The sequence below is a fragment of the Nonomuraea maheshkhaliensis genome (assembly GCF_039529435.1).
GTDB classification, from domain to species: domain Bacteria; phylum Actinomycetota; class Actinomycetes; order Streptosporangiales; family Streptosporangiaceae; genus Nonomuraea; species Nonomuraea maheshkhaliensis.
In genome coordinates this window covers 37,294-62,349 of sequence record NZ_BAAAMU010000064.1, presented here as the reverse complement: position 1 = coordinate 62,349, position 25,056 = coordinate 37,294, and the positions used below count along the sequence as shown (strand labels likewise).

At 71.8% G+C, this 25,056-nt stretch carries 14 protein-coding genes and 1 pseudogene; 5 read left to right on the top strand and 10 right to left on the bottom strand.

What is annotated here, in order from left to right:
* From ABFX54_RS34200 to ABFX54_RS34190, 3 genes and pseudogenes are all read right to left on the bottom strand, one after another.
* Positions 1-407 (bottom strand): annotated as a pseudogene (locus ABFX54_RS34200) (cell division protein); the annotation flags it as partial.
* A 160-nt stretch (positions 408-567) separates the two neighbouring features.
* Positions 568-1,899, bottom strand: a complete 1,332-nt coding sequence (gene ccrA / locus ABFX54_RS34195) for a crotonyl-CoA carboxylase/reductase (RefSeq protein ID WP_346110743.1) — start codon at positions 1,897-1,899, stop codon at positions 568-570.
* Entirely contained in the window at positions 1,896-8,189 is a 6,294-nt protein-coding gene (locus tag ABFX54_RS34190; RefSeq protein WP_428834603.1) for an SDR family NAD(P)-dependent oxidoreductase, read from the bottom strand. The genes ccrA and ABFX54_RS34190 overlap by 4 nt, the downstream gene beginning before the upstream one ends.
* Positions 8,190-8,407: 218 nt before the next feature.
* On the opposite strand from ABFX54_RS34190, the gene ABFX54_RS34185 reads away from it, so the two are divergent.
* Entirely contained in the window at positions 8,408-9,505 is a 1,098-nt protein-coding gene (locus ABFX54_RS34185; RefSeq protein WP_346110741.1) for an alpha/beta hydrolase, read from the top strand.
* A 98-nt stretch (positions 9,506-9,603) separates the two neighbouring features.
* Here ABFX54_RS34185 and ABFX54_RS34180 read toward each other — a convergent pair whose 3' ends face one another.
* Positions 9,604-9,936 (bottom strand): hypothetical protein, encoded by a 333-nt coding sequence (locus ABFX54_RS34180; protein WP_346110740.1) that lies wholly within the window; start codon positions 9,934-9,936, stop codon positions 9,604-9,606.
* A gap of 169 nt (positions 9,937-10,105) precedes the next feature.
* Positions 10,106-12,229, bottom strand: coding sequence for an alpha-galactosidase (locus ABFX54_RS34175; protein ID WP_346110739.1), 2,124 nt, complete (start codon positions 12,227-12,229; stop codon positions 10,106-10,108).
* A gap of 167 nt (positions 12,230-12,396) precedes the next feature.
* Between ABFX54_RS34175 and ABFX54_RS34170 the strand changes: the two genes are divergently transcribed.
* The 4 genes from ABFX54_RS34170 to ABFX54_RS34155 are packed head-to-tail and all read left to right on the top strand — an operon-like array spanning position 12,397 to position 16,796.
* Positions 12,397-13,548 carry an ROK family protein gene (locus ABFX54_RS34170; protein ID WP_346110738.1) on the top strand — a complete coding sequence of 384 codons (1,152 nt, stop codon included), beginning with the start codon at positions 12,397-12,399 and terminating at the stop codon, positions 13,546-13,548.
* A gap of 29 nt (positions 13,549-13,577) precedes the next feature.
* On the top strand, positions 13,578-14,528 hold the full coding sequence (locus ABFX54_RS34165; protein ID WP_346110737.1) for a carbohydrate ABC transporter permease: 951 nt from the start codon (positions 13,578-13,580) through the stop codon (positions 14,526-14,528).
* Positions 14,528-15,406 (top strand): carbohydrate ABC transporter permease, encoded by an 879-nt coding sequence (locus ABFX54_RS34160; RefSeq protein ID WP_346110735.1) that lies wholly within the window; start codon positions 14,528-14,530, stop codon positions 15,404-15,406. The genes ABFX54_RS34165 and ABFX54_RS34160 overlap by 1 nt, the downstream gene beginning before the upstream one ends.
* A gap of 37 nt (positions 15,407-15,443) precedes the next feature.
* Positions 15,444-16,796, top strand: coding sequence for an ABC transporter substrate-binding protein (locus tag ABFX54_RS34155; RefSeq protein ID WP_346110734.1), 1,353 nt, complete (start codon positions 15,444-15,446; stop codon positions 16,794-16,796).
* 70 nt (positions 16,797-16,866) lie between these two features.
* On the opposite strand, the gene ABFX54_RS34150 is transcribed toward ABFX54_RS34155, so the two are convergent.
* The 5 genes from ABFX54_RS34150 to ABFX54_RS34130 are packed head-to-tail and all read right to left on the bottom strand — an operon-like array spanning position 16,867 to position 24,996.
* Positions 16,867-18,162: a hypothetical protein gene (locus ABFX54_RS34150; RefSeq protein WP_346110733.1), complete on the bottom strand. Its 1,296-nt coding sequence runs from the start codon at positions 18,160-18,162 to the stop codon at positions 16,867-16,869.
* A gap of 52 nt (positions 18,163-18,214) precedes the next feature.
* Complete coding sequence (locus ABFX54_RS34145) at positions 18,215-19,468, bottom strand: glycosyltransferase (RefSeq protein ID WP_346110731.1); 1,254 nt, start codon at positions 19,466-19,468, stop codon at positions 18,215-18,217.
* 29 nt (positions 19,469-19,497) lie between these two features.
* The gene (locus ABFX54_RS34140) at positions 19,498-20,865 is read right to left on the bottom strand and encodes an MFS transporter (RefSeq protein WP_346110729.1); all 1,368 of its coding nucleotides are present in this window, start codon (positions 20,863-20,865) and stop codon (positions 19,498-19,500) included.
* Positions 20,862-23,309 carry an MMPL family transporter gene (locus ABFX54_RS34135; protein ID WP_346110728.1) on the bottom strand — a complete coding sequence of 816 codons (2,448 nt, stop codon included), beginning with the start codon at positions 23,307-23,309 and terminating at the stop codon, positions 20,862-20,864. The genes ABFX54_RS34140 and ABFX54_RS34135 overlap by 4 nt, the downstream gene beginning before the upstream one ends.
* A complete protein-coding gene (locus tag ABFX54_RS34130) occupies positions 23,302-24,996 on the bottom strand; it encodes a fatty acyl-AMP ligase (RefSeq protein ID WP_346110727.1) in 1,695 nt (564 codons plus the stop codon). The genes ABFX54_RS34135 and ABFX54_RS34130 overlap by 8 nt, the downstream gene beginning before the upstream one ends.
* Between the last annotated feature and the right edge of the window lie 60 nt (positions 24,997-25,056).

Genomic DNA, 25,056 nt, shown 5'->3' with positions numbered 1-25,056 from the left:
GGGCCGCCCGGGGTCAGGCGGCCGGCCAGGTCGGGATCGGCCAGGGAGGCGTCCCTGTTGATCGCCTCGAAGTACCGGCAGGCGGCCCGGCCCATGTCGCCCTCGCCCATGAGGGCCCTGGCCGCGAGGATGCCCAGCCTGGGCGGGTAGCCGGGCTCGGCCAGCAGGGGTTCGAGCGCGGCCAGCGCGGGTCCGTACGCGCTCTGCCGGACGAACGCCTCGGCCAGGCCGGCGATGATGTCGGGGTTCTTGGGCGCGAGCACGAGCGCGGCGCGGAATTCGGCCTCGGCCTCGGCGAGGTACCCCTTGGCCAGGAGCTGCCCGGCGAGGTGCTGGCGCAGGGGGAAGTTGTCCGGAGACAGGCGCGCCGCCTCGCGGAGGGCCTGAAGGCCGGCATCGTCCGACACGTGCCGTTCCCTTCTGTCGCGGTTTCGGTCTTGTCGAGTTACGCAAGATACCGAAATATCGCCCTACCTGCCGTTCTCCTGGATCACGACGTAGGGAAGAGGGGCAGACCGTGCGAGCCGCTTCACGACGTGCGGAAGAGCGGCGAACGTGCGAGTCGCTTCACGGCGCCGTGCGGAAGAGGCGGAGGCGGTCCTCGCCGATCCGCTCGCGCAGTGCGTGGTCCTCCACGCCGAGCCCCTCCCCGGGCGCCAGGGCGAGCACGCCCACCTTCCCCACGTGCCGGTTGAACTGCACGGCGCGGGCCGCCTCGCCCGTCCGCTCCAGCGGGTAGACGGCCGAGAGCGTGGGATGGATCAGGCCGAGCGAGATCAGCCGGTTGACCTCGTGGCATTCCTGGTAGTTCGCGCCGTGGGAGCCGATGATCCGCTTGAGCTTCATCCACAGGTGCCGGTTGTCGTATGTGTGCTCGTACCCGCTGGACGACCCGCACGTCACCACCGAGCCGCCGCGCCTGGCCACGTACACGGAGGCGCCGAACGTCTCCCTGCCTGTGTACTCGAACACGATCGCCGGATCCTCCCCCACCAGCCGCCGCACCTCCGCGCCCAGCCGCCGCCACCCCTTCTCGTCCGACAGGTCCTCGAACTGCGAGCGGTCGATCACGTACGGGCAGCCCATGCGGCGCAGCAGGTCCGCCTTCTCCCGCGAGCTGACGACGCCGACGGGGATGCCGCCGCCGTTGCGTACGAGCTGCACGCCGTACCCGCCGAGGCCGCCCGTCGCGCCCCACAGCAGCACCACGTCCCCCTGCTTCATCCGCGCGCCGCGCTCGCCGACCAGCATCCGGTACGCGGTCGAGGCGCACAACATGTTGCAGGCCGCCTCCTCCCAGGTCAGGTGGCGCGGTTTCGGGAGCAGCTGGGTCGCCTTGGCCACGGCGAAGTCGGCCAGGCCGCCGAAGTTCGTCTCGAAGCCCCAGGCCCGCAGGTCGGCCGCCAGCATGCCGTCCTGCTGGCCGGCCGGGTCCTCGCCGTCCACGTACGCGGGGCTGGTGACCACGCGGTCGCCGGCCCGCCAGCGGCGCACCGCCCGGCCGGTCCTGACGATCACCCCCGCCGCGTCCGAGCCGAGCACGTGGGTCGGCAGGTCGTGTCTCGGGTCCGTACGCCCGAAGCGCTCCAGGAACGCGAACGTCGGGACCGGCTCGAACGTCGCCGACCACACGGTGTTGTAGTTGATCGCGCCGGCCATCACCGCGATCAGGACCTCGTCCTCGGCGAGCTCCGGCATGGGCACCTCGCCGACGTGCAGTGTCCTGCGCACGTCCTTGTCCTGGTCGTGCTGGTCGAACGTGCCCACGTCGTCCTTGCGCAGGTGCGCGGCCCGGTAGACCGTGGGCACCTCCAGGCGCTCCAGCTCAGCGCCCTCCGCCCCGGCCACCACCGCCTGCGCCAGCTCGTGCCCTTTGGCCGGTACTCGGGCTCGTGTCACAGCAGTCCTCCCAGATGCTCGGCGACGACCTCGACGTGCGGCGGGTCGAGCAGGTTGAGGTGGTGCGACCCGGGGACCTCGACGATCTCCAGGTCGGTCGCGTACGGGCCGAAGCCTCTGGCCGGATCCGCCTCGTGCGCGTACCGGAAGTCACGCACCGCCCAGGGCGCGGGCTCCGTGGACCGGTAGAGGACGACCCTGCCGTGGTACGGGGCCGGGCGGTAGCGCTCGATGGCCCTCGTGTCCTGGTGGGAGGCGAGCTGGTGACGCAGGATCGACGGAGGCAGCGCCGCCGGCGCCCCCGACTCGGCCATCCTGGTCCTGACCAGCTCCATCCGCTCCTCCTCCGTCGCCAGGCCCAGCAACTCGGCCGCTTCGAGGCGGACGCGCACGTCGTAGGTCCGTCGCAGGTAGGCCGCGAAGTCCACGTACCGCCGCGCCTCGGCCTCCCGCCGCACCGCCTCGGGCACCGGCTCGGGCAGCCCCGAGTCGATCATGACCACCAGCTCCACCTCACCGCCGAGCCGGTGCGCGATCTCGAACGCCAGGATCCCGCCGAACGACCATCCACCCAGCCGGTACGGGCCCTGGCAGGTGTCCTTGATCGCTTGGGCGTAGTGGGCGGCGCGCTCGGGGATGCCCATGACGCCGTCGCCGTTCAGGCGTTCCAGCCCTTCCGGACCCTCCAGACGTTCCAGACCCAGGACCGGGGCGGGGAGACGGTCGGCCAGCAACGCGTACACGCCGGTGGTGCCTCCGGCGGGGTGGGCCAGGAAGAGCGGGTGTCCCGTGCGGGCGGGGCCGTTCAGTGGGCGGATCGGCTCGCGGCCCGCCACGGCCTCGTCCATCTCCCGTACGACGTCGGCCAGCGCCTCCACACTCAGCGTGGGCGCGGTGGCGGGCCGCTCGGCCGGCAGAGGGAGCGGCCTGCCGAGCTCCCGACCGAGAGCGTCGAGCACCTGGGGCAGGACATCGGACGTGACGATCTCAGATAAGCCCGGCTCTCGCCCGAGCAGGTTGCCCACCGCCCGCACCACCTGCCGCTCCGCCGCATCCCGCGCCCCGACCCCAGCGCCGCCCTCGACCCCTGTCCCGCCCTCGCCTCCAATGCCTCTCCCGCTCTGTGCCTCGGCTCCAGCGCCGTCCTTGCCATGAACCCCGTCCTTGGCCCCAGCCGACGCTAAGCGACCGGCAGCCCTTGGTGTCGGTTCCTGGTCGGTGGTGAGCATGCGGGCCAGCGTTCCCAGGGTGGCGCCCGTGAGCAGCGGGGCGGTGGCGATCGTGACGCCGAAGTCGTGCTCGATGATGCCGCGAAGCCGGGTGGCCGACAGCGAGTCCAGGCCCAGGTCTGTCAGCACCACGTCCGCGCCCAGCCGCCCCGCCTCCACGCCCAGCACCGTCGCCACCCGATTCCCGAGAGCGTCCAGAACCTCGGCCGGTGTGAGCCCGGCGGGGTCCAGAGCAGGGCGCTGGGCAAGGTGCCGAGCGGGGTGCTGGGCCAGGTGCCGAGCAGAGTCATGGGCGAGGTGCCGAGCAGAGTGATGGGCGGGATCGCGCGCTGGGTCTCGGATGACGAGGGCCGACCCGCGTGATGCCGAAGAGTGCGAGAAGTGCGGGAACTGGGCGAAGTGCGAGAAATACGGCATGTGGGTTATGGCGGGGAACAACTCGGTTGCCCGGTCAACATCGATCTTGACCACGCCTGCTGACAACCCCCGCTGGATCAACGCCTCCAGCGCCTCGATGCCCTCCTCCGCCGTCAGCGGGTCCACAGCGGGCAGCGCACCGGCAGCCGTACCCGCCCACGGCCCCCAGGCGATGCTGATCCCCGGCAACCCCTGCGCCCTGCGCAGCTCGCAAAGCCCGTCCAGCCAGGCGTTCGCCGTCGCGTACGCCGCCTGCCCAGGAGACCCGAGCAGCCCGGCCGCCGACGAGAACGTCACCCACCAGTCCAGGTCCAGCGCCGCCGTCGCCTCGTGCAGCCGCAGAGCGCCGTCGACCTTGGCGGCCCACACCCGTTCCAGGCTCTCCGGGTCGAGGTCGGACACCAGGCGGTCGTCCAGGACCCCGGCCGCGTGGATCATCCCGCGCAGTCGTACCCCTCCGGCCGTCGCCGTCGCCACCAGCCGCTCCGCCGTCCCCGGAGCGGCCAGGTCACCCGTCACCACAAGGTGCTCGCAGGACGCCTCGGAGCGGCCGTTCAACACGATCCGAGTGGCACCGCGCCCGGCCAGCCACCGAGCGACGAGCCGACCGAGCCGGCCGGTCCCGCCGGTGATGATGTACGCACCCGGCCCGACGACGCGCGTCACCCGGCCGGCCGGTAACGGGACACGGCACAACCGAGCCACATGGCGAACCCCACCACGCCATGCCACTTCGTCATCCGCCCGGAGTGCCGGCCCGCGCAGGACCGGCTCGACGGCCGAATCGGCAACCGGATTTGCGATCGGCTCGGCGGACAGGTCGGCGGCGAGGTCGGTGAGGTCGTCGAAGTCCACGAGTCGGGCGCGGGCTTCAGGGCGTTCCAGGGCGAGCACTCTGATCAGGCCGCGCAGCGCCGCCGGTCCCGGGTCGGGGTGCTCGCCCTCCCGCACCGCCTGCGCCCGTTCGGTCGCGATCACCACCCGGGCCCCCTCGGCGACCAGGGCGGCGACCCGGAGCATGACTCGCCGCACCCCGGCCGGGTCCAGTTCGCGCGACGGCAACACGACCACCGCCCGACCACGCATCCCCTCAGCCCCGCCGAACGCCTGGAGGGGGACAGCGGATCGGCCGAGCTCCCCGGGCCAGCCGAGATCCCCGAGTTCGCCGAGATCTCCGGGCTCACCGCCGAGCAGTGAGCGGAGCCGCTCCGCCCGTGCGTCCCCCTCATCGGCCGCGACGATCCACCCACCGACCGAGCCGACCCCAGGCAGACCAACCGAACCGACCCGATCGAGCGGGTTCAGAGGTGCGGGGATCCAGGTGCGTGCGGTCAGCTTGGTGGCGAGTTTGGTGGGCGCTGGGGATGGAGTTGTGGTCTCGATGCCCGACAAAGCGCCGTTTGCCGCCACGTGCGCGATCCTCGCCAACCCGGGCGCCCGCTCCGCCGTGCCGGGGCCAGGCGTCCGCTCCGCCGTACCAAGGGTGCCCTCCGTCGTGCCGGGGGTGAGGTGGGCGGTGGCGTGGAGATGCCAGGAGCCGGCGGCGTTCTTGGTGGAGAGTTTGATCACGTCGCCCGTCAGCATGATCATGGCCCGGGCGGGCAGGGGCAGCAGGGCGTGCAGGACGACGTCGTGCAGTTCCGTCTCCCCGTACGCCTCCAGGGCGGCGGTGTGGAGCAGGGCCGCCATGGCCTCGATGCGGAGTACGCCGGTGCCGTCTGCGTGGAGGGTCCACACGTGGCCGTCGGGGGTTTCGAGGTGCTGGCGGCGGGCGGCGGTCCAGTGGCGGGTGTGGTGCCAGGGTGGGGGCGGTACGTCCACTACGCGGCCACGGATGCGTGGGGTGATGGCGGCGGCGGCATGGGCCACCTGGGTCCGGAAGTCGCCCGTGGTGATCAGCGCGTCCGCCGGGAGGGTGTCGCGGAGCGCGTCGGTCAGCAGGGGGCGGGGGCTGAGCTCGGTGAAGAGGGTGTTGCCGTCCTCGGCCGCAGCACGTACGGCCTGCATGAGGCGGACGGGGCGGCGCACGCCGGCGGCCCAGTACGCGGCCTCGAACGTGGGCGTCTCCCGAGGATCGGCGAAGACCACCGAATAGTACGGAAGCACCGGCTTGCCCCCGGCGATGCCCGCCAGCTCCTCCCTGAGCACCGGAAGCAGCGGCTTGACCTGCGGCGAGTGCCCGGCGCCCTCGGCCGTGAGCGTCCTGGCGAACCCGCCCCGCGCCGCCACCTCGGCCGCGAACTCCGCCACCCGCTCCCGTTCCCCCGTCACCACGCTCTGGCCGGGCGCGGAGTACACGGCGACGTGCAGGCCGTCCGGCACCTCCGTCGCGCTCACGCCCACGACGGCCATGGCCCCGCCGCCGACCAGGCCGCCGAGGAGGCGGGCCCGCGTACAGATGACCTTGACCGCGTCCCGCACCGGAAGCCCGCCCGCCACCACGGCCGCCGCCACCTCGCCCATGGAGTGACCGATCACGGCGGCGGGCTCGAACCCGTAGGCGCGCCACAGCCGCGCGAGGGCGAGCTGGGCGGCGAAGGTGATCGGCTGGATCGCGGCGACGCCTTGGGGGTTTTGGTCGTATACGTCCACCCCGGCGTCGGCGAGGAGCGGGGCGAGGGTGTCGATCGTGTGGCGGTAGGCGGGCTCGGTGTCGTACAGGTCGAGGGCGGGAGGGCGGGGGTGGTAGCCGCCGAAGACCCACACCGGCCCCTTGGCCTTCGCCGTCGGGACGGGGTGCACGTCGCGCAGCCGTTCGGCCAGTTCCTCGGCGTTCGCGGCCACCACGGCCGCGCGGAACCGGCCGGGGTCCGCTCGCCTGGCCAGGGTGTGAGCGACATCCCTGAGGTGGGCTGAGGGACGCCAGGCGGCGAGGGTGCGGGCGTGCTCACGGACCCTGTCCTCGGTGGGGCCGGTGAGCAGGAAGACATGCGAGGCGGCGGCCGTCTCGGTGGCGGCCGTCCCGGTGTCCGGAGTCTCGGTTTCCGGCTTCCTTTCGACGTACGCGTGTACGACCACGTGGGCGTTCGTGCCGCCGAAGCCGAACGCCGACACCCCCGTCCGGGCGTCCCGTCTGGGCCAGGGGGTGGGCTCGGTGACCACCCGGAGCGTGTCCCAGGGGATGTGCGGGTTGGGGCGGTGGAAGTGCAGGCTGGGCGGGATCATGCCGTGGTGCAGGGCGAGGACGGTCTTGATGAGGCCGGCGATCCCGGCGGCGGCCTCCAGGTGGCCGAGGTTCGTCTTCGCCGAGCCGAGCAGCACCGGCGTGCGGACGGCGGCGGCGATGGCGCGCGCCTCGATCGGGTCCCCGAGGTACGTGCCGGTGCCGTGGGCCTCGATGTAGTCGGGGCCGCGGTCCGCGTACACCTGCCGTAACAGCGTCTCCTGCGCCTCGGGGTTGGGGGCGACCAGGCCGTTGGAGCGGCCGTCCTGGTTGACGGCGGTGGCCCCGACGAGGGCCAGCACCCGGTCTCCGTCCCGTACGGCGTCCGCCAGCCGTTTGAGCACCACCACCCCGCACCCCTCGGCCCTGACCATCCCGTCCGCCGAGGCGTCGAACGCCTTGCACCTACCGTCGGGAGCGGTGCCGCCGCCTCGGTCGAAGGCGACGGTGATCACGGGGGACAGCAGCAGGTTCACGCCGGAGGCGAGCGCCAGGTCGCATTCGCCCGAGCGCAGTCCGGACACGGCCAGGTGGGTCGCGACGAGGGAGGAGGAGCAGGCGGTGTCCACGGCCAGGGAGGGTCCGCGCAGGTCGAGGAGGTAGGACAGGCGGTTGGGGGCGATGCCGGGCGAGGCTCCCGTGGCTGTCCAGGCGTCGACGGAGGCCAGGTCGGAGGCGGTCAGGTGTGCGTACTCGTTGCCGGAGATCCCGGTGAACACCCCGGTGCGCGTGCCGGCCAGCGAGCCGGGGGCGATGCCCGCGTGTTGGAGGGCCTCCCAGGCGGTCTCCAGGAGCAGCCGCTGCTGCGGGTCCATGGCCGCCGCCTCGCCCGGCGCGATGCCGAAGAACTCGGCGTCGAACCCGGCCACGTCGTCGAGAAACCCGCCGTGCCTGGTGACGCCCCCCAGGACCGCCTCGGTACGCGCCGTTCCGTCGTCGAACGCCTCCCACCGCCCCTCCGGCACCTCGCCGACCGCGTCCCGCCCGCCGATCAGCAGTTCCCAGTACGCGGCGGGCCCGTGCGCGCCGGGAAACCGGCAGCCGACCCCAATCACGGCAACCGGCTCGGTAGAGGTGCTGGTGGCGATAACGGCAGAGGGAGCACCGGAAGCCGGAGCGGGCGTGGCCGCGGATATGGGCTCGGCGGGAGTGGTGGAGGCCCGTGCGGCGGCGCTGGGGGCGGGCGCGGGCACGGCGGGCACGGCAGGGGGCGCGGCGGGGGTGGGGGTGGCGGGGGTGGGCGCGGTGGGGGTGGGAGGGTCGATGGCGGTGAGGGCGGGGATCAGGCGGTTGATCGTCGGGTGGTCCCACAGGAGGGTCGGGCTCAGGTCCCGACCCACCAGCTCGCCCAGCTCCCCCGCCACCGCCACCGCCTCGCGCGACGACAGCCCGTACTCGCCCAGCGGCCGATCGGGATCCACGTGCTCGCCGAGCCGCGACACGAGGAAGCGTCGGAGCTCGCCCTCGCCGGGTACGTCCATGGACCACTCCCATGCCTCAGGGGGATCGGCCAAGATACCCACCTGTCCGGGGTGAGGGTCAGGTCCGTGCGGAACAATCCTCGGTCGTTATTTATCACGCGAGTGATGATTTATCCGGTACGGCGTAACGAGGGCCGAAATTTCGTTACCAGGGTCATAGAACGCTCGCCGCCCACCGCCTAGCCTCGCCTGCACCCACCGGTGAAGGGGCTCCGACCATGCGCGGCATGCTGGCTCTGGCGACGACGACGCTGCTCCTCCTCGTATCCGGAACCGCCTCGGCGCACGCCGCACCCGCCCTCACCCCGGCCCACGCCGGACCCGCACACGCCGACCCCGACTGGTCGCTCGTCCCCGACCACCCCACAGACCCGCGGCCCACCGCGAAACCGACCAAAGCCGCAGGCCCCCTCCCCTGGCAGCCGGCACTCCCTGGCCCCGCCCGCGTCGTCCGCGAGCGCCGTCTCGACCCCCGCACCCTCGACGTCCTCATCTCCTCCCGTGCGGTCGGCCGCATGCTCCCCGTCCGCCTCCTCCTCCCCCGAGGCTGGTCGAGGAGCGCGAAACGGACGTGGCCCGTCCTCTACCTGCTGCACGGCGGAGCCGACGACTACACCTCGTGGACGCGAATGACCGACGTCACCAAGCTCACAGCCGCCCTGGACGCCATCGTCGTCATGCCGGAGGCGGGCCGGGCCGGCAACTACAGCGACTGGCACAACGGCGGCAGAGGCGGCGCGCCCGCGTGGGAGACGTTTCACACCGACGAGGTGCGCCGGCTGCTGGAGCTCGGCTACCGGGCCGGGACCCGTCGCGCCGTCGCGGGCCTGTCGATGGGCGCGTACGGAGCCGTCAAGTACGCCGCCCGCCACCCAGGCATGTTCCGCTTCGCCGGCGCCTACAGCGGCATCTTGGCCACCCGGCTGCCCGGCATCCCCGCACTCATCATGAACGCCCAGGCCAGCGAGAAGCAGGACCCGACGGCGCTGTGGGGCGACCCGAGGCGGGACAAGCGGGTCTGGGCCGCGAACGACCCCATGGCCCTGGCCGGCAACCTGAGAGGCGTGCGCCTCTACCTGTCCAGCGGCACCAACAGCTTCAACGGCCCGCTGGACAAACCGGGCTCACCCTGGCATCCGGCGCACCTGGGCGAGCCGGTGTCGGCGTACACGGGCAAGGCTCTGAGCGAGCGGCTCAAGCGGCTCGGCATCCCGCACACCCTGCACCTGTACGGCAACGGCACGCACACCTGGCCGTACTGGATCAGGGAGTTCAAGACCTCGTACCCGATGATCCGCGCGGCGCTCGGCGCATGAGACGAGCGGACGGGCCGGCGCCGCACGGCGACCCCGGCCCGCGTCAATCCGTTCCGCGAAGCACGTTCCGCGAAGAACGTCCCGCAAGAAGGACGTCTCTACGGGACGTCGAACGTCTTGCGGTTGTTCGCCCCGATGACCTCGATCCCCTTGGTGCCGAGGATGCCGTCGAGCGGCAGCGACACCGTGTAGGGAGCCGTGGCGGGCAGGCCGATGCCCGACAGCGAGCCGACGACCTCGATCCCCCAGTACTCCGGCTGCTTGATGTAGATCAGCGGAGAGAGCGAGACCTTCATGTTGAGGTAGGGCTTGGTGCCGCTGACGATCAGGATGAACGTCCTGGGCACGATGCCCGGCACGACCCTCGCCTCCTCGAAGTCGACGAGCCGCACGGACGCCGCCTGCGGGTTGTCGATGAAGCTCTCGGTCATGGTGGATCCCCCTTCGTGAGATGGACATGTACCCCCGAAGGTCACGGCCGGCAGCTCCCCGCTCCCGTCCGTGGCCTCGCGGGTTCGAAACTCTCACGCACCGTGGGGGCGGGCAACGACCACTCCGGACGGTTACGGGACCCTGACCGTAAGGCCAGGTCAGGGTGGGTTACACCCTCCTGAACACCACCAGTTCGCTGCGATAGTCAGGTCCGATCGGCTCCCACGCGGCGGGCCTGATGCCGGAGGCCATGAGGGTGGAGCCGTACCAGCGGGAGCCGTCCCGCTCCAGCTCGTACCGGGCGTCCGGGTCGAGCCCGGTCAGCCGAAGCCGGCGCGGGCCGCGCTTGGCGTTGCCGAGCGGGTTGTAAACGAGCACCGCCACCTGGTCGTCGTGCACGTACTGGACGGCCGAGCGCTCCGCTCCCGGCGTGCCGGCCAGGCGGTACTGCCGGCCGTGCTGCACGGTCGCGCGCACGTGCTTGTACTGGGCGATCAGCTCGGCGGCCGCCTCCAGCTCACCGGAGGTCCACTCGTCCAGGTTGCCGCCGATGCCGAGCACGCCCGCCATGGCCACGTGGAAGCGGTAGCGCAGCGGCATCGAGCGCCGGGTGGTCGGGTTGGGCGTGTCGGTGACCCAGGCGGACATGGCGCTGGCCGGGTAGAGCTGGGAAAAGCCGTGCTGGATGTTCTGCCGGTCGCGGGCGTCGGTGTTGTCGGACGGCCACACCTCGTCGGTGTAGCGCAGGATCCCGAAGTCGACCCGGCCGCCGCCGCCCGAGCAGGACTCGATCCGCAGGCCCGGGTGGCGTTCGCGCAGCCGGGCCATGACCTCGTAGACGCCGCGCGTGTGCTCGATCCAGATCCGGTCCTGCGACTGCTCCTTCTCCGGCCAGCCCGCCTGGGTGAACGGGCGGTTCATGTCCCACTTGAGGTAGTCGAGATCGAGTTCGGTGACGAGCCCGTCAAGCCAGCCGACCGCCCACTCGCGGACGTCCTCGCGGGCGAAGTTGAGCACGAGCTGCTGGCGCTTCTCGTCCCTGCGGCGGTGCTCCAGGTGCAGGGCCCAGTCGGGGTGGGCGCGGTAGAGCTCGCTCTCCTTGCTGAGCCCCTCGGGCTCGACCCACAGCCCGGCGCTCATGCCGAGGTCGCGGATGCCGTCGAACATGGAGCGCAGCCCCTCGGGGAAGCGCTCGCGGTGCGGGAACCAGTCGCCCAGCGAGGTGGTGTCGTCGTCGCGCCGGCCGAACCAGCCGTCGTCCATCACGAACAGCTCGACGCCGATCGAGGCGGCCGTCTTAGCCAGGGCGAGCTGGTGCGCCTCGGTGACGGCGAACGTGGTCGCCTCCCACGAGTTGTAGAGCACCGGCCGTTCCTCGGCGGGGGTGGGCAGCACGTGCCGGCGGGCGTACTCGTGCCAGGCCCTGCTGGCGGCGCCGAATCCGCCGTCGGTGTAGAGGCCCAGGACGGGCGGCGTGACCAGCTCCTCGCCCGGCGCGAGCGTCCAGCGCACGCCGTCGTGGCCGAAGCCGCCCGTGACGCTCACCCCGCCCTCGGGGCGGTGCGTGGTGGTCAGCCGCCAGCTTCCGCTCCAGGCCAGGGCCAGGCCCCAGACCTCGCCGTGCTCCTCGGTGGTCTCCCCCGCGTCGATCATGATCCACGGGTTCGCGGTGTGGCTGGTGATGCCCTGGCGGCTGGTGAAGACCAGCTCGCCGACCGGCAGCGGGCCGCGCTGGAGCTGCGACTCCTCGGCCCACGCGCCGAAGACGCCGCTGTAGCGGTAGGTGTCGGCGTCCGGGATGAACCAGTTGCCCGAGTCGAGCCGGGTGACGGCGGCGTCGGTGCCGGTCCGGACGGTGGTCCAGCGTTCGATGACGTCGGTGCCGGCGCGCACCCGTACGGACAGCACGACCTCGAACGGGTGGTGGGCGTCGGCCAGCACCAGGTCCAGCCGCTCGGCCCCGTCGCCCTCGTCGCGCACCTCGGACCTGACGAAACGCAGCTCCACCGATCGCACGTGGCCGAAGGCGACCTGGAGGGACGGCGCTCCCCAGCGCTTGCCACCGTCGACCGGCAGCAGTTCCTCGACCTCCGACGGCGTGGAGAAGCTGGAGACGTGCCGCCGCGGCAGGTCGGTCACCTGGCGGGCGGCCTCCGGTCCGAGCCGCGGTCCCCAATAGGTCTGCCGCGGCGCGGCCTCACCGGTTTGCGGGTCGATCACCACGCCTATGACGTACGTGGAGCCGGGCGTGGTGAGCGCCCAGTGCTGGTCGTCGAGCGGGATTACGGGCATCGGCGTCCCCCGGGACTGCTGGATCGATCAGGCCGCTGGAGACTAACCCGCATTAGTGCACGAGGTCAATGAAAGGCTGGAGGAGCTGCAAGCCCATACCTCCTCTTCGTGATCTGTGCCACTCATTTACTTGACAGCATGAACATATAAGCCCAACCATGGGGCCCGTGTTCTCACACACCGAGACCGAGTCTGTGCGGCTCACCGACGCCATGCGATCGGTGTTCGTCGAGCTGCTCGTGCACGGCCCCCTGTCGAGGGCGGAGGCGGCACGGCGGCTCGCCCTGTCGCCGTCCGCGCTCACCAAGCTGACCAAGCCGTTACTCGAGGCGGGCTACCTGCTGGAGGCGACCGGCGAGGGTCCGGCGACCGTCGGGCGGCCCTCCCAGCCGCTGCAGGTGGACGCCTCGCGCATGTCGTTCGTCGGCATCAAGCTGACCTCCGACGAGTTGTTCGCCGTACGCACCGACCTGGCCGCCACCGTCCAGGCGGAGACGTCGAAGCCGCTCGCGGACCACGAGAGCGACCACGTGCTCGGCCAGATCGTCGAGGTGGTCGAGGAGCTGGCCGAGCCCGGCCGGCCCCTGTCGGCCGTCGGAATAAGCCTGGCCGGCATCGCCACACCCAGCGACCCCGTCGTGCACACCTCCCCCTTCCTCGGCTGGAGCAAGCTACCGCTGGCCACGCTGGTGGAGGAGGCCGTGTCCGTGCCCACGGTGCTCGACAACGATGTCAGGGCGCTGACGGCCGTGCAGCAGTGGTTCGGCGAGGGCGTGGGCCACTCGTCGTTCGCGCTGGTCACGGTCGGCGCCGGGATCGGCTGCGGGCTCGTCGTCGGCGACCGGCTGGTCACCGGGCAGTCCGGCGCCACCGGGCTGGTCGGTCACCTCCAGATCGACGACCGCGGGCCCATGTGCGAGCGCGGCCACCGCGGCTGCGCCCGCGCGTACGCCACCTCCCCCTCCATCCGCCGCTCGATCGCCACCACCCTCGACCGGCCCGAGCTCACCTTCGACGACTGCCTGAGCCTGGCCGCCGACGGCCACCCCGTCGCACGCCGCGTGCTCGACGAGGCCGGGGCCGCCCTGGGCCAGGTCGTCGCCACCGTCGCCAACCTCACGGGCCCAGAACTGGTCGTCCTGTCCGGCGAATCCGTCCACATGTACGACATCTGCGCCGGCGCGTTCCACTCCGCGCTGGCCCAGCACACCCATTGGACGGCCACCCCCGTACGGGTGGCCGTCAAGCCCTTCGCCTTCAACGAATGGGCCAGGGGAGCGGCAGTCACCGCTCTCCAGCATCTGCTGCTGCACCGCTGATCTACCGCCGGCGGGCACCTGGAGGTCTGATGACCAGTGATACCGTCCGCGCCGCCCCCCGCACCACGCCCGGGACAGTGCTCCACCCTCCGCCTTCCTCATTCCGACAACGCCTGGGCGATCTGCCCGTCGCGCTCATGTTCGTCCTGCCCGCGACCATCGGTTTCGCCCTCTTCTACCTCTGGCCCGCGCTCCGCGGCGCGTACCTGAGCCTGACCAAGTTCAACGTCCTCACCCCGCCGACCTTCATCGGGCTGGAGAACTACGAGCGGCTCTTCGGCGACCGCCTGTTCTGGAACGCGCTGAAGGTCACCGCCGAGTACGTGGTGCTCAACATCGCCAGTCAGACCGTGGCCGCGATGGTGCTGGCGGTGCTGATGTACCGGCTGACGAAGTCGATGATCGTCCGTGGCGTCGTGCTGCTGCCGTACCTGGTCGCCAACGTGGTCGTCGCCCTCGTCTGGTACTGGATGCTCGACTTCCAGATCGGCGTGGTCAACAACGTGATCGAGTGGTTCGGGCTCGACCGGGTGGCGTTCTTCGGCTCCGACTGGGCGATCCCGACCATCGCCGGGATCAACACCTGGCGGCACACCGGCTACACGGCGCTGCTCATCTTCGCCGGCCTGCAGACGATCCCGCCCAGCGTGTACGAGGCCGCCGCCATCGACGGGGCCTCGGAGTGGAAGACGTTCTGGCGGGTCACGCTGCCGCTGCTGCGCCCGGTCATGGCGCTGGTCATGGTGCTCAGCGTCATCGGCTCGTTCCAGGTCTTCGACACCATCGCCGTCACCACGGCGGGCGGGCCGATCAACGCCACCCGCGTCATCTACTTCTACATCTACGACATGGCGTTCACCCGGTTCAACTTCGGTTACGCCGCCGCTCTGTCGTCCGTGCTGTTCGTGCTGCTCGCCGGGATCGCCTATCTCCAGATGCGTCTGTCGCGGGCGGGCGAGTCGGATCTGAAGGGGTCGTGATGGGCTCGATCCGCTGGGGGCGGGTGGCCGGGTGGGCGGTGCTCGTCGTGGTCATGCTGGTGACGCTCTTCCCGTTCTACTGGATGTTGCGTACGTCCTTCTCCAACACCCGCGCGCTGGCCGGCGGCGCCTCCGACCTGCTGCCCGTGGACTTCACGCTCGGCGCCTACCGCCGGGTGCTGGGCCTGTCGAGCACGGCCGAGGCGATCGCCGAGGGCGGGTCGGGCGGCACCGTCAACTTCTGGCTCTACCTGCGCAACTCGATCGTCGTCTCCACCCTGACCACGTTCGGCCAGGTCTTCTTCAGCTCGATGGCCGCCTACGCCTTCTCCCGGCTGCGCTGGCCCGGCAGGAACGCCTTGTTCTCCGTCTTCGTCACCGCGCTCATGGTGCCGCCGATCTTCACCACGCTGCCCAACTTCATCCTGATCAAAGAACTGGGGCTGCTCAACACCTACCTCGGCATCGTCCTGCCGCACCTGCTCATGACGCCGTTCGCGGTGTTCTTCCTGCGCCAGTTCTTCCTCGGCATCAACGCCAGCGTCGAGGAGGCCGCGCGCATCGACGGGGCCGGGCACGTGCGCACGTTCTTCCGCATCGTGCTGCCCATGAGCAAGGGGCCCATCGCCACGCTGGCCATCCTCACCTACATCACCAGCTGGAACGACTACTTCTGGCCGCTGCTGGTGGGCAAGGCGGACAACGTCCGGGTGCTCACCGTCGCGCTGGGCATCTTCCGCTCCCAGACGCCGCAGGGCAGCCCCGACTGGGCCGGGCTCATGGCCGCCACCCTCTTCGCCGCGCTGCCGATCATGGTGCTGTTCGCCCTGCTCGGCCGCCGGGTCATCGACTCCATCGGCTACACCGGCGTCAAGTGAGCGCCGTCCCCCCACTCCACGGAAGGTTGTTGTTGTGATGAAGCGTTCTCTCGTCGTCGCCGGAGCGGCGGTGCTGCTGCTGGCCGGCTGCGGCACCTCGGGCTCACCGGAGCCGCAGGCCGCCGGCGGCGGCGGTTCCGCCACGATCGACTACTGGCTCTGGGACGCCGCCCAGCAGCCCCAGTACCAGGCCTGCGCCGACGCCTTCCACAAGGCCAACCCGCAGTACAACGTCAAGATCACCCAGTACGGCTGGGACGACTACTGGAGCACGCTGACCACCGCGTTCGTCTCCGGCACCGCCCCCGACGTCTTCACCAGCCACCTTTCGCGCTACCCCGAGTTCGCCGCCCAGGGCCAGCTCATGCCCATCGACGACTTCGTCGCCAAGGACAAGGTGGACCTGTCGATCTACCAGGACGGCCTGGCCGACCTGTGGGTCACCAAGGATGGCAAGCGCTACGGGCTGCCGAAGGACTTCGACACCGTGGCCGTCATCTACAACACGAAAATGCTCAAGGACGCCGGCATCAAGCCGGAGGAGATGGCCAAGCTCTCCTGGAACCCGCAGGACGGCGGCACGTACGAGAAGGTCATCGCCCGCCTCACCGTGGACAAGAACGGCAAGCGCGGCGACGAGCCCGGCTTCGACAAGACGAAGGTCGCCACGTACGGCATCGGCTCGAACGGCAGCGGCGGCGGCTTCGGGCAGACCGAGTGGAGCATGTACACGATGAGCAACGGCTGGCAGTACGGGGACCAGAACCCGTGGCCGACCAAGTTCAACTACTCCGACCCGAAGTTCAAGGAGACCATCAAGTGGTTCACCGGGCTCATCGAGAAGGGCTACATGCCGAGCCTGGACATCGTGAACTCGGGCGTCGGGATGATCGACTCGTACGGGGCCGGCAAGTACGCCATGGTCACCGAGGGCAGCTGGAACACCAAGACCTTCTTCTCCCTCAAGGACGTCAAGTCGGGCATCGCGCCCACGCCGATCGGGCCGACGGGTAAGCGGGCCAGCCTGTTCAACGGCCTGGCCGACAACATCACGGCGGGCACCGACAACCCGGAGGCGGCCTGGGCGTGGGTGAAGTTCCTCGGCTCGCCCGCCTGCCAGGAGGAGATCGTGGCCAAGCAGGCCACCGTGTTCCCGGCCATCAAGACCGCGACCGCCAAGGCGGAGCAGGCCTTCGCCGACGCCGGCATCGACGTCAAGGCGTTCACCGTGCACGTGGACGAGGGAACCACCCACCTGGCGCCGATCGCCGAGCACTGGGCCGACATCACGGCCACCATGACCGAGACCATGGAGGCGATCTTCTCCTTCAAGAGCGACGTCAACGCTCTCGACCAGGCCAACGAAACCGTCAACGGCCTGTTCGGCTGACCTTCGTCACATGCGCAAGGGGCCGGGCGCCGCTCTCCGAGCGGTTCCCGGCCCCTTGCCGTAGGTCGGATCAGGCGGCGTGCAGGTACACCTGGCCGAAGACCTCCGAGAGGTTCTTCAGGTCGGTGGCCAGGTCCACCTCGGGGTTGGCCGGGTCGTAGACGGTGGCCAGGCGGGCGCGGATCGAGCCGAGCTTCTTGAGCTGGTCCCAGGTGGGGGTGGCGGCCCACTTCTCGCCGTACACCCGGTTGACCTGCCCCTGGTCGTTCTGCCAGCGGCTCCACAGGGTGACCGTCTCGGCCGCGTCGTCCTGCAGCGGGGCGGCGATGCGCTCGGTGATGGTCTTGGTCGCCTGCTCCTCGGTGAGCTGCCCGGCGGTGAAGGCGGCGTCCTCGGCGGCGATCTGGGCGTAGGCGTCCCAGGCGCGGGCCCGGACCTGGATCCACTGGTTGCGCTGCGCCTCGGCGGCGTCGATCTTCCAGGTGGCGTACTCGGTGGCCAGGTGGCCGTTGTCCAGGGCGAGCTGGTCGATGGAGCCCTTGCTCAGCCAGGCGCCGATGCGCTCGGGGTCGAGCAGCGGGTACTTCTTGGTCAGCTCGGCCTTGCAGGCGTCGTTCGAGCCGCAGCCGAGCACCGGCACCACCGTGTGCGCGCTCAGCTTCTTGCCCGGCAACAGCGTGCGCAGCGCGGTCGTGGCCTCGGCGACGAACGCGTCCACCTCGTCGGCGGTGGCGAACGTCTGGTTGTAGCCGAGCTGGGAGGTGAACCTGACCCCCACGACGCCGGGCTGCGCGACGGCCAGCGCGGCGACCTTCCTGGCGGCCTCGTCGAGCTTGCCGGCCTTGTAGTCGTCGGCGAGCTCGGTCTCGATCCAGATCCGCATGCCCGCCGGCGCGACCGTCTTCGCGGCCTTCGCGGCCTTGCCGGCCGGCGTCTCCAGGGCCGACTCCCTCTCGGAGGCGCTGATGCCGTTGGGATCGACGAAGCACTGCTCGCCGTTCTGGCACTCGGGCGTGCCGCCGTCCTCGGCGCCGGGCACGTCGGGGTCGCCGACCTCGTGGGCCTCGCCGTCGCCCTCCATGCCCTCGGTCGGGCACTCGTTGCCCGGAGCGCTGCAGTCGATCGTGATCGGGTCCTGCGGGCCGGCGCCCTTCAGGTTCTCACCGTCGTTGTCGAGCCAGAAGTGGGCGATCTCCAGGGCCTCTTCAGGAGTGGCCATCCAGGTGCAGACGACGTAGGCCGGGGTGTCGGCCGCCATGAGGTCGTTGCAGCTCCTGTCGTCGTCCTCCGACCACGCGGGAACGCCGATGCCGAGGAGCGAGAGGGTGAGTCCGATGATGAAGACCTGCCGTAGCCGCCGTCTCATGGCACCTTACTTCCAGGGGGTGATCGTGGGCATATGCACACTATCCGCACGATCAACAACGTTCAATGAGATCCACCGCATTCTTCACGCCGTCCTCGACGCGGAGTAGCCGCCCCAGTTGCGCGGCTTTTTCTTGATATTTCAGTACGGAGCGCAGCCGCGCGGCGAGAGCGTCGCTGCTCAGCGCCCTGATCGGCAACGGTGGCGGCCCCGCGCCCAGCGCCGCCACCCGGCGGCCCCAGAACGGCTGGTCGGAGAAATAGGAACACACGACATTCGCAATGCCCGCCGTCAGCGCCGTTCCCGTGGTTCCCGCGCCGCCATGATGAACAACTGCCGCCATTTCGGCGAACAACAGATCGTGCGCCACCTCGCCCACCACCCGTACGTCGTCGTCCGGCGTCACGGGCAGCCCCTGCACGACGCCGCGCACCCGTGCCCGGCGCAGGGCGGCGACCACCTCGGCGGCCACCCGTTCGGGCTCGGACGGCACCATGCTGCCGAACCCGACGAACACGGGCCGCGGCCCCGCCGTCAGGAAGTCCCTGAGCCCGCCGAGGTCTTCGCCGTCCGCTCGGTCCTCCGAGGCTTCGCGGCTTTCCGGACGGGCGGCGCGCCGGCCGGAGGGGAGGCGCCAGTAGCCGGTCACGTGCACGTGCGCCGGCCAGTCAGCGGGCCTGGGCACCACCAGCGGGCTGAACCCGCACAACACCGGCACCCGAGCCCGCCGATCGGCCGCGAACGGGCTCCCGCGCAGCGGTCCCAGCCCCAGCACGCGCGACCGCAGCCGGTTCGCCATGCGCGCCAGCACCAGCCAGCCGAGCCGCTCGACCAGGGCATAGCTGGCCCGGTTCCCCGGTGGGCCTAGGGTCGTCACGGGGATCAGCGGGTTGGGGAAGGCGCGGGTCGGCTCGCTCGGCTGGAAGTGCAGCAGCCGGTACGGGGTGCCGTAGCGGTCGTGCAGGTGCCGGCCGAGCGCGCCCAGGGCGGGGGCGAGCACCAGGTCCGCGCCGGCGCAGGCGGCGTCCACCTCACCGATCAACGTGGCGGCCAGCGGCTCCACCACGGTCCTGAACCCGCGGACGAACCCCAGCGGGCCGCTCGCCAGCCAGCGCTGCCCCTCCTCGCTCCCTGCCACGGCGAGGGGGTCCACGCTCAGGGGCGCGAACGTCACCCCCGGCCCGGCCAGCGCCGCGTACCGGCGGGCCGCGACCAGCGTGACCCCGTACCCACGCCCGGCCAGCCCCTCGGCCAGCGCCGCACAAGGCTGCACGTCCCCTCTCGACCCGATCCCGAGCACCGCCACCTGTCCCCCGCCACGCCCGGCCCACCTCCTCACGGGAGGGTCGCCAGGCTGACCAGGGCGCCGGTCAGGACGAGGACGGCGGCGACCAGGAGGCCGGTCGCGTAGCCGAGGGCGAAGTCTCCGGCGGCGTGCACGACGACGCCGACCACCGCGATCCCGAAAAGCCCGGAAATTTCACGACTCACCGAGAAGATGCCGCCGGCCACGCCCGCCCTCGACTCCGGCACGGCCCCCAGCACCGCCGACCCCAGCGGCATGGTCAGCGCCGACCCCACCCCGATCGCGCACACGGCGGGCAGCAGCCGCCCCCACCCGTCCCCCGCCCCCCGCATGGCCGCCAGCGCCATCCCCCCGGCCACCAGCACCAGCCCGGCGGCCACCGTCCGCCCGGCGCCCAGCCTCCGCTCCACCGCCGGCGCCAGCGGCGTGACCAGCACCACCAGCAGCGCCAGCGGCACGAACGCCAGCCCCGACGCCGTCGGCGTGAACCCGAGCACCCCTTGCAGGAAGATCGCCGTGTAGAAGAAGACGCCGTTCACGCCGAGCCCCCAGAGCACCTGCGCGACCACCCCGCCCGCGAAACCGCGCACCTTGAACAGGCCCTGATCCACCATCGGCGCGCGGGCCCGCCGCTCGGCGAGCACGAACGCGAACCCACCGATCACGCACACGACCAGCGCCGCCGCCACGACCGGCGACGACCATCCGTACTCGCCGCCATGGGTCAGCGCGAACGTCCCCGCCGCCAGGAACGCCACCGACGCCGCCACCCCCGGCAGATCAAGATCCCGCCCGCCCGCACGACTCCCAGCAGCGGCGGGACCACCGGCGGGAAGGGCGATCACGGTCAGCCCCATGACCACGACGCCCATCGGCACGTTGACCAGGAACACCCAGCTCCAGTGCGCGTGCTGGCTGAGGTAGCCGCCCGCGACCGGCCCGAGCGCCAGCGCCGCCGCTCCCGAGGCCATCCAGACGGCCACCCCCGTCGACCGCTCCCGCTCCTCCCGCCCGGCCAGTACGGCCAGCGTCGCGGGCAGGATCAGCGCGGCCCCCACCCCCTGGACCAGGCGGGCGGCGACCAGGACGGGCACGGATCCGGCCAGCCCGGCCCCGAGCGAGGCGCCCGTGAAGACGCCCAGCCCCGCCAGCAGCACCCGCCGGTGCCCGTGCACGTCGGCCAGCCGGCCGCCGGCGAGCATGAGGCCGGCGAAGGTGAGGATGTAGCCGGTGGCGACCCATTCCAGGGCGCTCAGGCGGGCGCCGAGGTCGCGCTGGATGCTGGGGAGGGCGACGGTGACGACCGTGTTGTCCAGCGTGGTCATGAACCCGGCCAGGCCGGTGACGAGGAACAGCGGCCAGGCGGGCCGCCGGGCCAGGGTGGCGGTCAGGCTCACTCGTCGACCTCCGCCCACGTCCATCCGCCGTGCGGATCGGCCCTCACCACGCGTGCCGGGCTCGCCCTGATCCGCACCCATCCGGGACGGTCGGGCCCGGCGGGCAGCGGCACGGGATCGGTGTCCGCCCCGAACACGGCCGGCCGCCCGTTCACCGTCACCCGCGCGGGCAGCGCAGACGTCGGACGTGCACTCGGAAGCGCAGACGTCGGACGTGCACTCGGAAGCGCGGGCGGGGGTGCGGGTCTCGGGGATGCGGGCGGGGGTGCGGGCTCGCGGAGCTCGACCCGCCGGTGGAAGCCGCGCCATGAGCGCGGCAACCACCAGTTCGCCCCGCCCAGCAGCCGCATCGACGCGGGCACGAGCAGCCCCCTGACCAGGGTGGCGTCCACCACGATGGCCACGAACATGCCCACCCCGAGCAGCTTCACGATCGTGATCCCGGCGGTGGAGAAGGCCCCGATCACGACGAGCAGCAGCAGCGCCGCGCTGGTGATGACGCCGCCGGTCTGCTGCAGCCCGGCCGCCACGGCCGCCGTGTTGTCCCCGGTACGCAGCCACTCGGCCCGCACCCGGGACAGCAGGAACAGCTCGTAGTCCATCGACAGCCCGAACACCACGGCCAGGATGAGCACGGTCACGGTCGCCTCGATGGACCCGGTGGCGGTGAACCCGAGCGCCGAAGCCAGGTTCCCGTCCTGGAAGGCCCACACGATCACCCCGAACGAGGCCCCGATGGACAGCACGTTCATCAGCAGCGCCTTGACCGGCAGCACCAGCGACCCGAACGCGGCGAACAGCAGCACCATCGTGACCGACCCGACCACCAGCGCCATCCACGGCAGCCGGGCCACCAGGCTGTCCTGGAGGTCGAGTTGCGCAGCCGTGGCACCGCCGACCACCACCCGCCGCGTGTTCGGCTCGGGCGACATGGCCCTGATCGTCCGGACGAGGGCCCTGGCCTCCTCCGACATGGGATCCAGGTCGTGCCGTACGGCCAGCCGCACCGCGCCGTTGGCCTGCGACATCCCGGCCACCTCGACCGCCGTGACGTGCGGCAGCCGCTTCAGCCGGGCGGCGAAGGGCCGCGCGTCCACGGGGCCGACCGGGGTGACGGCGCTGATCGGCGTGTGCCCCTGCCCGAGCGGCCCCGGCAGGGCGGACTCGCCGGTGAAGGAGCGTTCGACCAGGACGTGCACGTCGATCGGCGCCATCGCGTTCCTGGCGAAGTCCCGGTCGAGGGTCTCGGCGACCCGGCGTCCCTCGGAGCCCGCGGGCAGCACGCGATGGTCCACGTTCCCGAACCTGACGTGCAGGAACGGCAGCGCCAGCGCGACCAGTACGACGCTCACCGCCACCAGGTAGGCCACCGGCCGCCGCATCACGCTCGACGCCACGGCGTGCCACGGCCCGCCCTCGCGCCGCCCGAGGTCGGGGGTCAGGCGCAGCGCGTTCACCCGTGGCCCGAGCACGCCCAGCAGGGCCGGCAGCACGACCAGCGCCGCCGCCATCGCGACCAGCACCACGGCCGCCGCCCCGAGCCCGATCGAGCGCAGGAACATCTGCGGGAACACCAGCAGCCCGAGCAGTGCCGTGGCCACCGTCAGCCCGGAGAACGCGACGGTGCGCCCGGCCGTGGCCATCGTGCGCACGACGGCCTGCTCGGTGCTCGCGCCGTCCGCGACGGCCTCCCTGAACGCCTTGAGCACGAACAGCGAGTAGTCGATGGCCAGGCCGAGCCCGAGCATGGTGACGACGTTCAGCGAGAAGACGGAGACCTCGGTGACCTCGGTGAGCAGCCGGAGCAGCACCAGGGCGCCGAGCACCGCGAGCAGCCCCACGACCAGCGGCAGCCCGGCCGCCACCAGGCTGCCGAACACGACCACGAGCAGCACCAGCAGCACCGGCATGGAGATGGCCTCGGCGCGGGCGAGGTCGGCGGCGGTCTGGTCGTTGAGCTCCTTCAGCAGCGGCACCGCGCCGCCGACGGAGACGCGCAGGTTGTCGACGTCCCTGAGCCGGGCGGCGACGGCGGCGTAGGCGCGCTGCTCGTCGCCCTTGAGGGTGATCACCGCGTACGTGGCGTGCCCGTCCTCGGAGACCATCTTCTTCGACCGGCTCGTCCAGTACGTGACCATCGCGCGCACGTGTCGGCCCGGCAGCGCTCGCAGGGAATCGTGCACCGCCCGCTTGTACCGGGGGTCGCGCACCTTGACGGTGGGGTGCCGGTAGAGGACCACCACGTCGGGGGCGTGGCCGCCGTACCAGGCGTCGTTCCAGCGGGCGGAGGTGGTGGAGTCGGCGCGCGGGTCCTCGAACCCGCCGTCCGCCATCCGCCCGAACAGCTCCAGCCCCAGCGGCACGACGAGCACCGTCAGCGCCAGGGTGAGCGCGAGCAGCGTCCAGCGGCCCCGGTAGACGAAGTGGCCCGCCGACTCAAACAAGCGCGCCCTCCAGGTAGGCCCGCAGGCACGACCGGCGGGCGATCTTCCCGCTGGACGTCCGCGGCACTCCGCCGGGCTCGGTCAGCACGAAGTCGTGCACGGCCAGCCCGTGCTGCTCCTGGACGGCGGCGCGTACGGCCCGCGCCACCTCCTCGGGGTCGGCGGCCTGCGCGTGCCGCGACCGCTCGGCCACCACCACGAGCCGCTCGGCGCTCTCCCCCAGGTCCTCGGCGGGCAGGGCGAAGGCGGCCACCCGGTCGCGGCGCACCGCCGGGTGCGCCTCCTGCGTGGTCGCCTCGATGTCCTGGGGGTAGTGGTTGCGCCCGTCCACGATGATCAGGTCCTTGACCCGGCCGGTGAGGTAGAGGCGGCCCTCGTGCAGCACGCCGAGGTCGCCGGTGCGCAGCCAGGTGCCGTCCGCGCCCTCCAGCACCGCGCCGAACACCTCCGCGCTGCGGCCGGGGTCGCGCCAGTAGGCGCGGGCCACGTTCGGGCCCTGCACCCAGACCTCGCCCACCTCCCCGGCGGGCCGTTCCCGCCGGTCGGGGCCGACCACGCGCACCTGCTGGCCGTGCGGCCTTCCACAGGAGACGAGCGGGCTGCCGGCACGCCGCTCGGCCTGGGGTTTCGCCTGTCCGTGCCGCAGGGCGTCGCGGTCGAAGGCGGTGACGACCGGCCGCTCGTCCCGCCCGGTCGCGGTGACGAACACGGTCGCCTCAGCCAGCCCGTACGCGGGCGTGTGCGCCTCCGGCCGCAGCCCACAGCCGCCGAACGCGGCGTCGAACGCCTCGATCGCGCCGGGCCGCACCGGCTCGGCCCCGTTCAGCATGACCCGCACCCCGGACAGGTCCAGACCCTCCTTCTCCCTGGCGGTGACGCGGGCTGCGGTGTACTCGTAGGCGAAGTTGGGCCCGCCGGTGAACACGTCGCCGAACTCCGACAGCAGCCGCAGCCAGCGCACCGGTCGCATGACGAACGCCACCGGGTCCATGAACACCGATTGGTTGCCCCCGACCATCGGCATCGCGACCGTGGCGACCAGCCCCATGTCGTGGAAGAGCGGCAGCCACAGCGCCGCCACCGAGGTCCTGGGCTCGGCGCGGAAGACCTCCCAGAGCTGGGCGGCGTTGGCGGTGAGGTTGGCGTGGGTGATCTCGACGCCGGCCGGCGCGCGGGTGGAGCCCGAGGTGTACTGCAGGTAGGCGAGGTCGTCGGGGCCGGGCGGCTCCTGGTCCCACTCGTCGGCCAGCAGGTCGGAGACGGTGTCCACGGCGAGCACGTGCTTGGGCGTCTGCGCGGTGGCCAGGAAGCCGGTGACGGCCGGCAGCGCGGCCGTGGTGGTCAGCACGACGGCGGGATCGGCGTCCGCGTACGCCCCGGCCAGCCGTTCTGCGTGCCCCGGCAGTCCGGGGGCGAACAGCGGCACCGCGACGAGCCTGGCGTACATCGTGCCCAGCATCGCGACCACGTAGTCCAGCCCCTGCGGCGCGAGCACGGCCGCCCGGTCGCCCGGCCCGGCCAGCTCACGCAGCCGCACCGCCAGCGCCCGCGCCCGCAGGTCCACCCGACCCCAGCCGAGCGTCTCGCGCCGGCCCTCCTGTCCCAGGTGGTCGATGAACGTGTACGCGGGCGCCTGCGGGATCTCGCGGGCCCACCGGGCCACCTGAGCGATCAGCATCTCGCGCATGCCTGGTCCCCTCGCCGTCAGCAGGGACCTAGCAAATTACGGGAGATGCAGGTTCGATTC

Excerpts from the sequence above, each read along its gene's own strand:
- ABFX54_RS34190 (WP_428834603.1), bottom strand. The coding sequence starts at position 8,189 with ATGGACGTACCCGGCGAGGGCGAGCTCCGACGCTTCCTCGTGTCGCGG.
- ABFX54_RS34185 (WP_346110741.1), top strand. The coding sequence starts at position 8,408 with ATGCGCGGCATGCTGGCTCTGGCGACGACGACGCTGCTCCTCCTCGTA.
- ABFX54_RS34180 (WP_346110740.1), bottom strand. The coding sequence starts at position 9,936 with ATGACCGAGAGCTTCATCGACAACCCGCAGGCGGCGTCCGTGCGGCTC.
- ABFX54_RS34175 (WP_346110739.1), bottom strand. The coding sequence starts at position 12,229 with ATGCCCGTAATCCCGCTCGACGACCAGCACTGGGCGCTCACCACGCCC.
- ABFX54_RS34165 (WP_346110737.1), top strand. The coding sequence starts at position 13,578 with ATGACCAGTGATACCGTCCGCGCCGCCCCCCGCACCACGCCCGGGACA.
- ABFX54_RS34160 (WP_346110735.1), top strand. The coding sequence starts at position 14,528 with ATGGGCTCGATCCGCTGGGGGCGGGTGGCCGGGTGGGCGGTGCTCGTC.
- ABFX54_RS34155 (WP_346110734.1), top strand. The coding sequence starts at position 15,444 with ATGAAGCGTTCTCTCGTCGTCGCCGGAGCGGCGGTGCTGCTGCTGGCC.
- ABFX54_RS34150 (WP_346110733.1), bottom strand. The coding sequence starts at position 18,162 with ATGAGACGGCGGCTACGGCAGGTCTTCATCATCGGACTCACCCTCTCG.
- ABFX54_RS34130 (WP_346110727.1), bottom strand. The coding sequence starts at position 24,996 with ATGCGCGAGATGCTGATCGCTCAGGTGGCCCGGTGGGCCCGCGAGATC.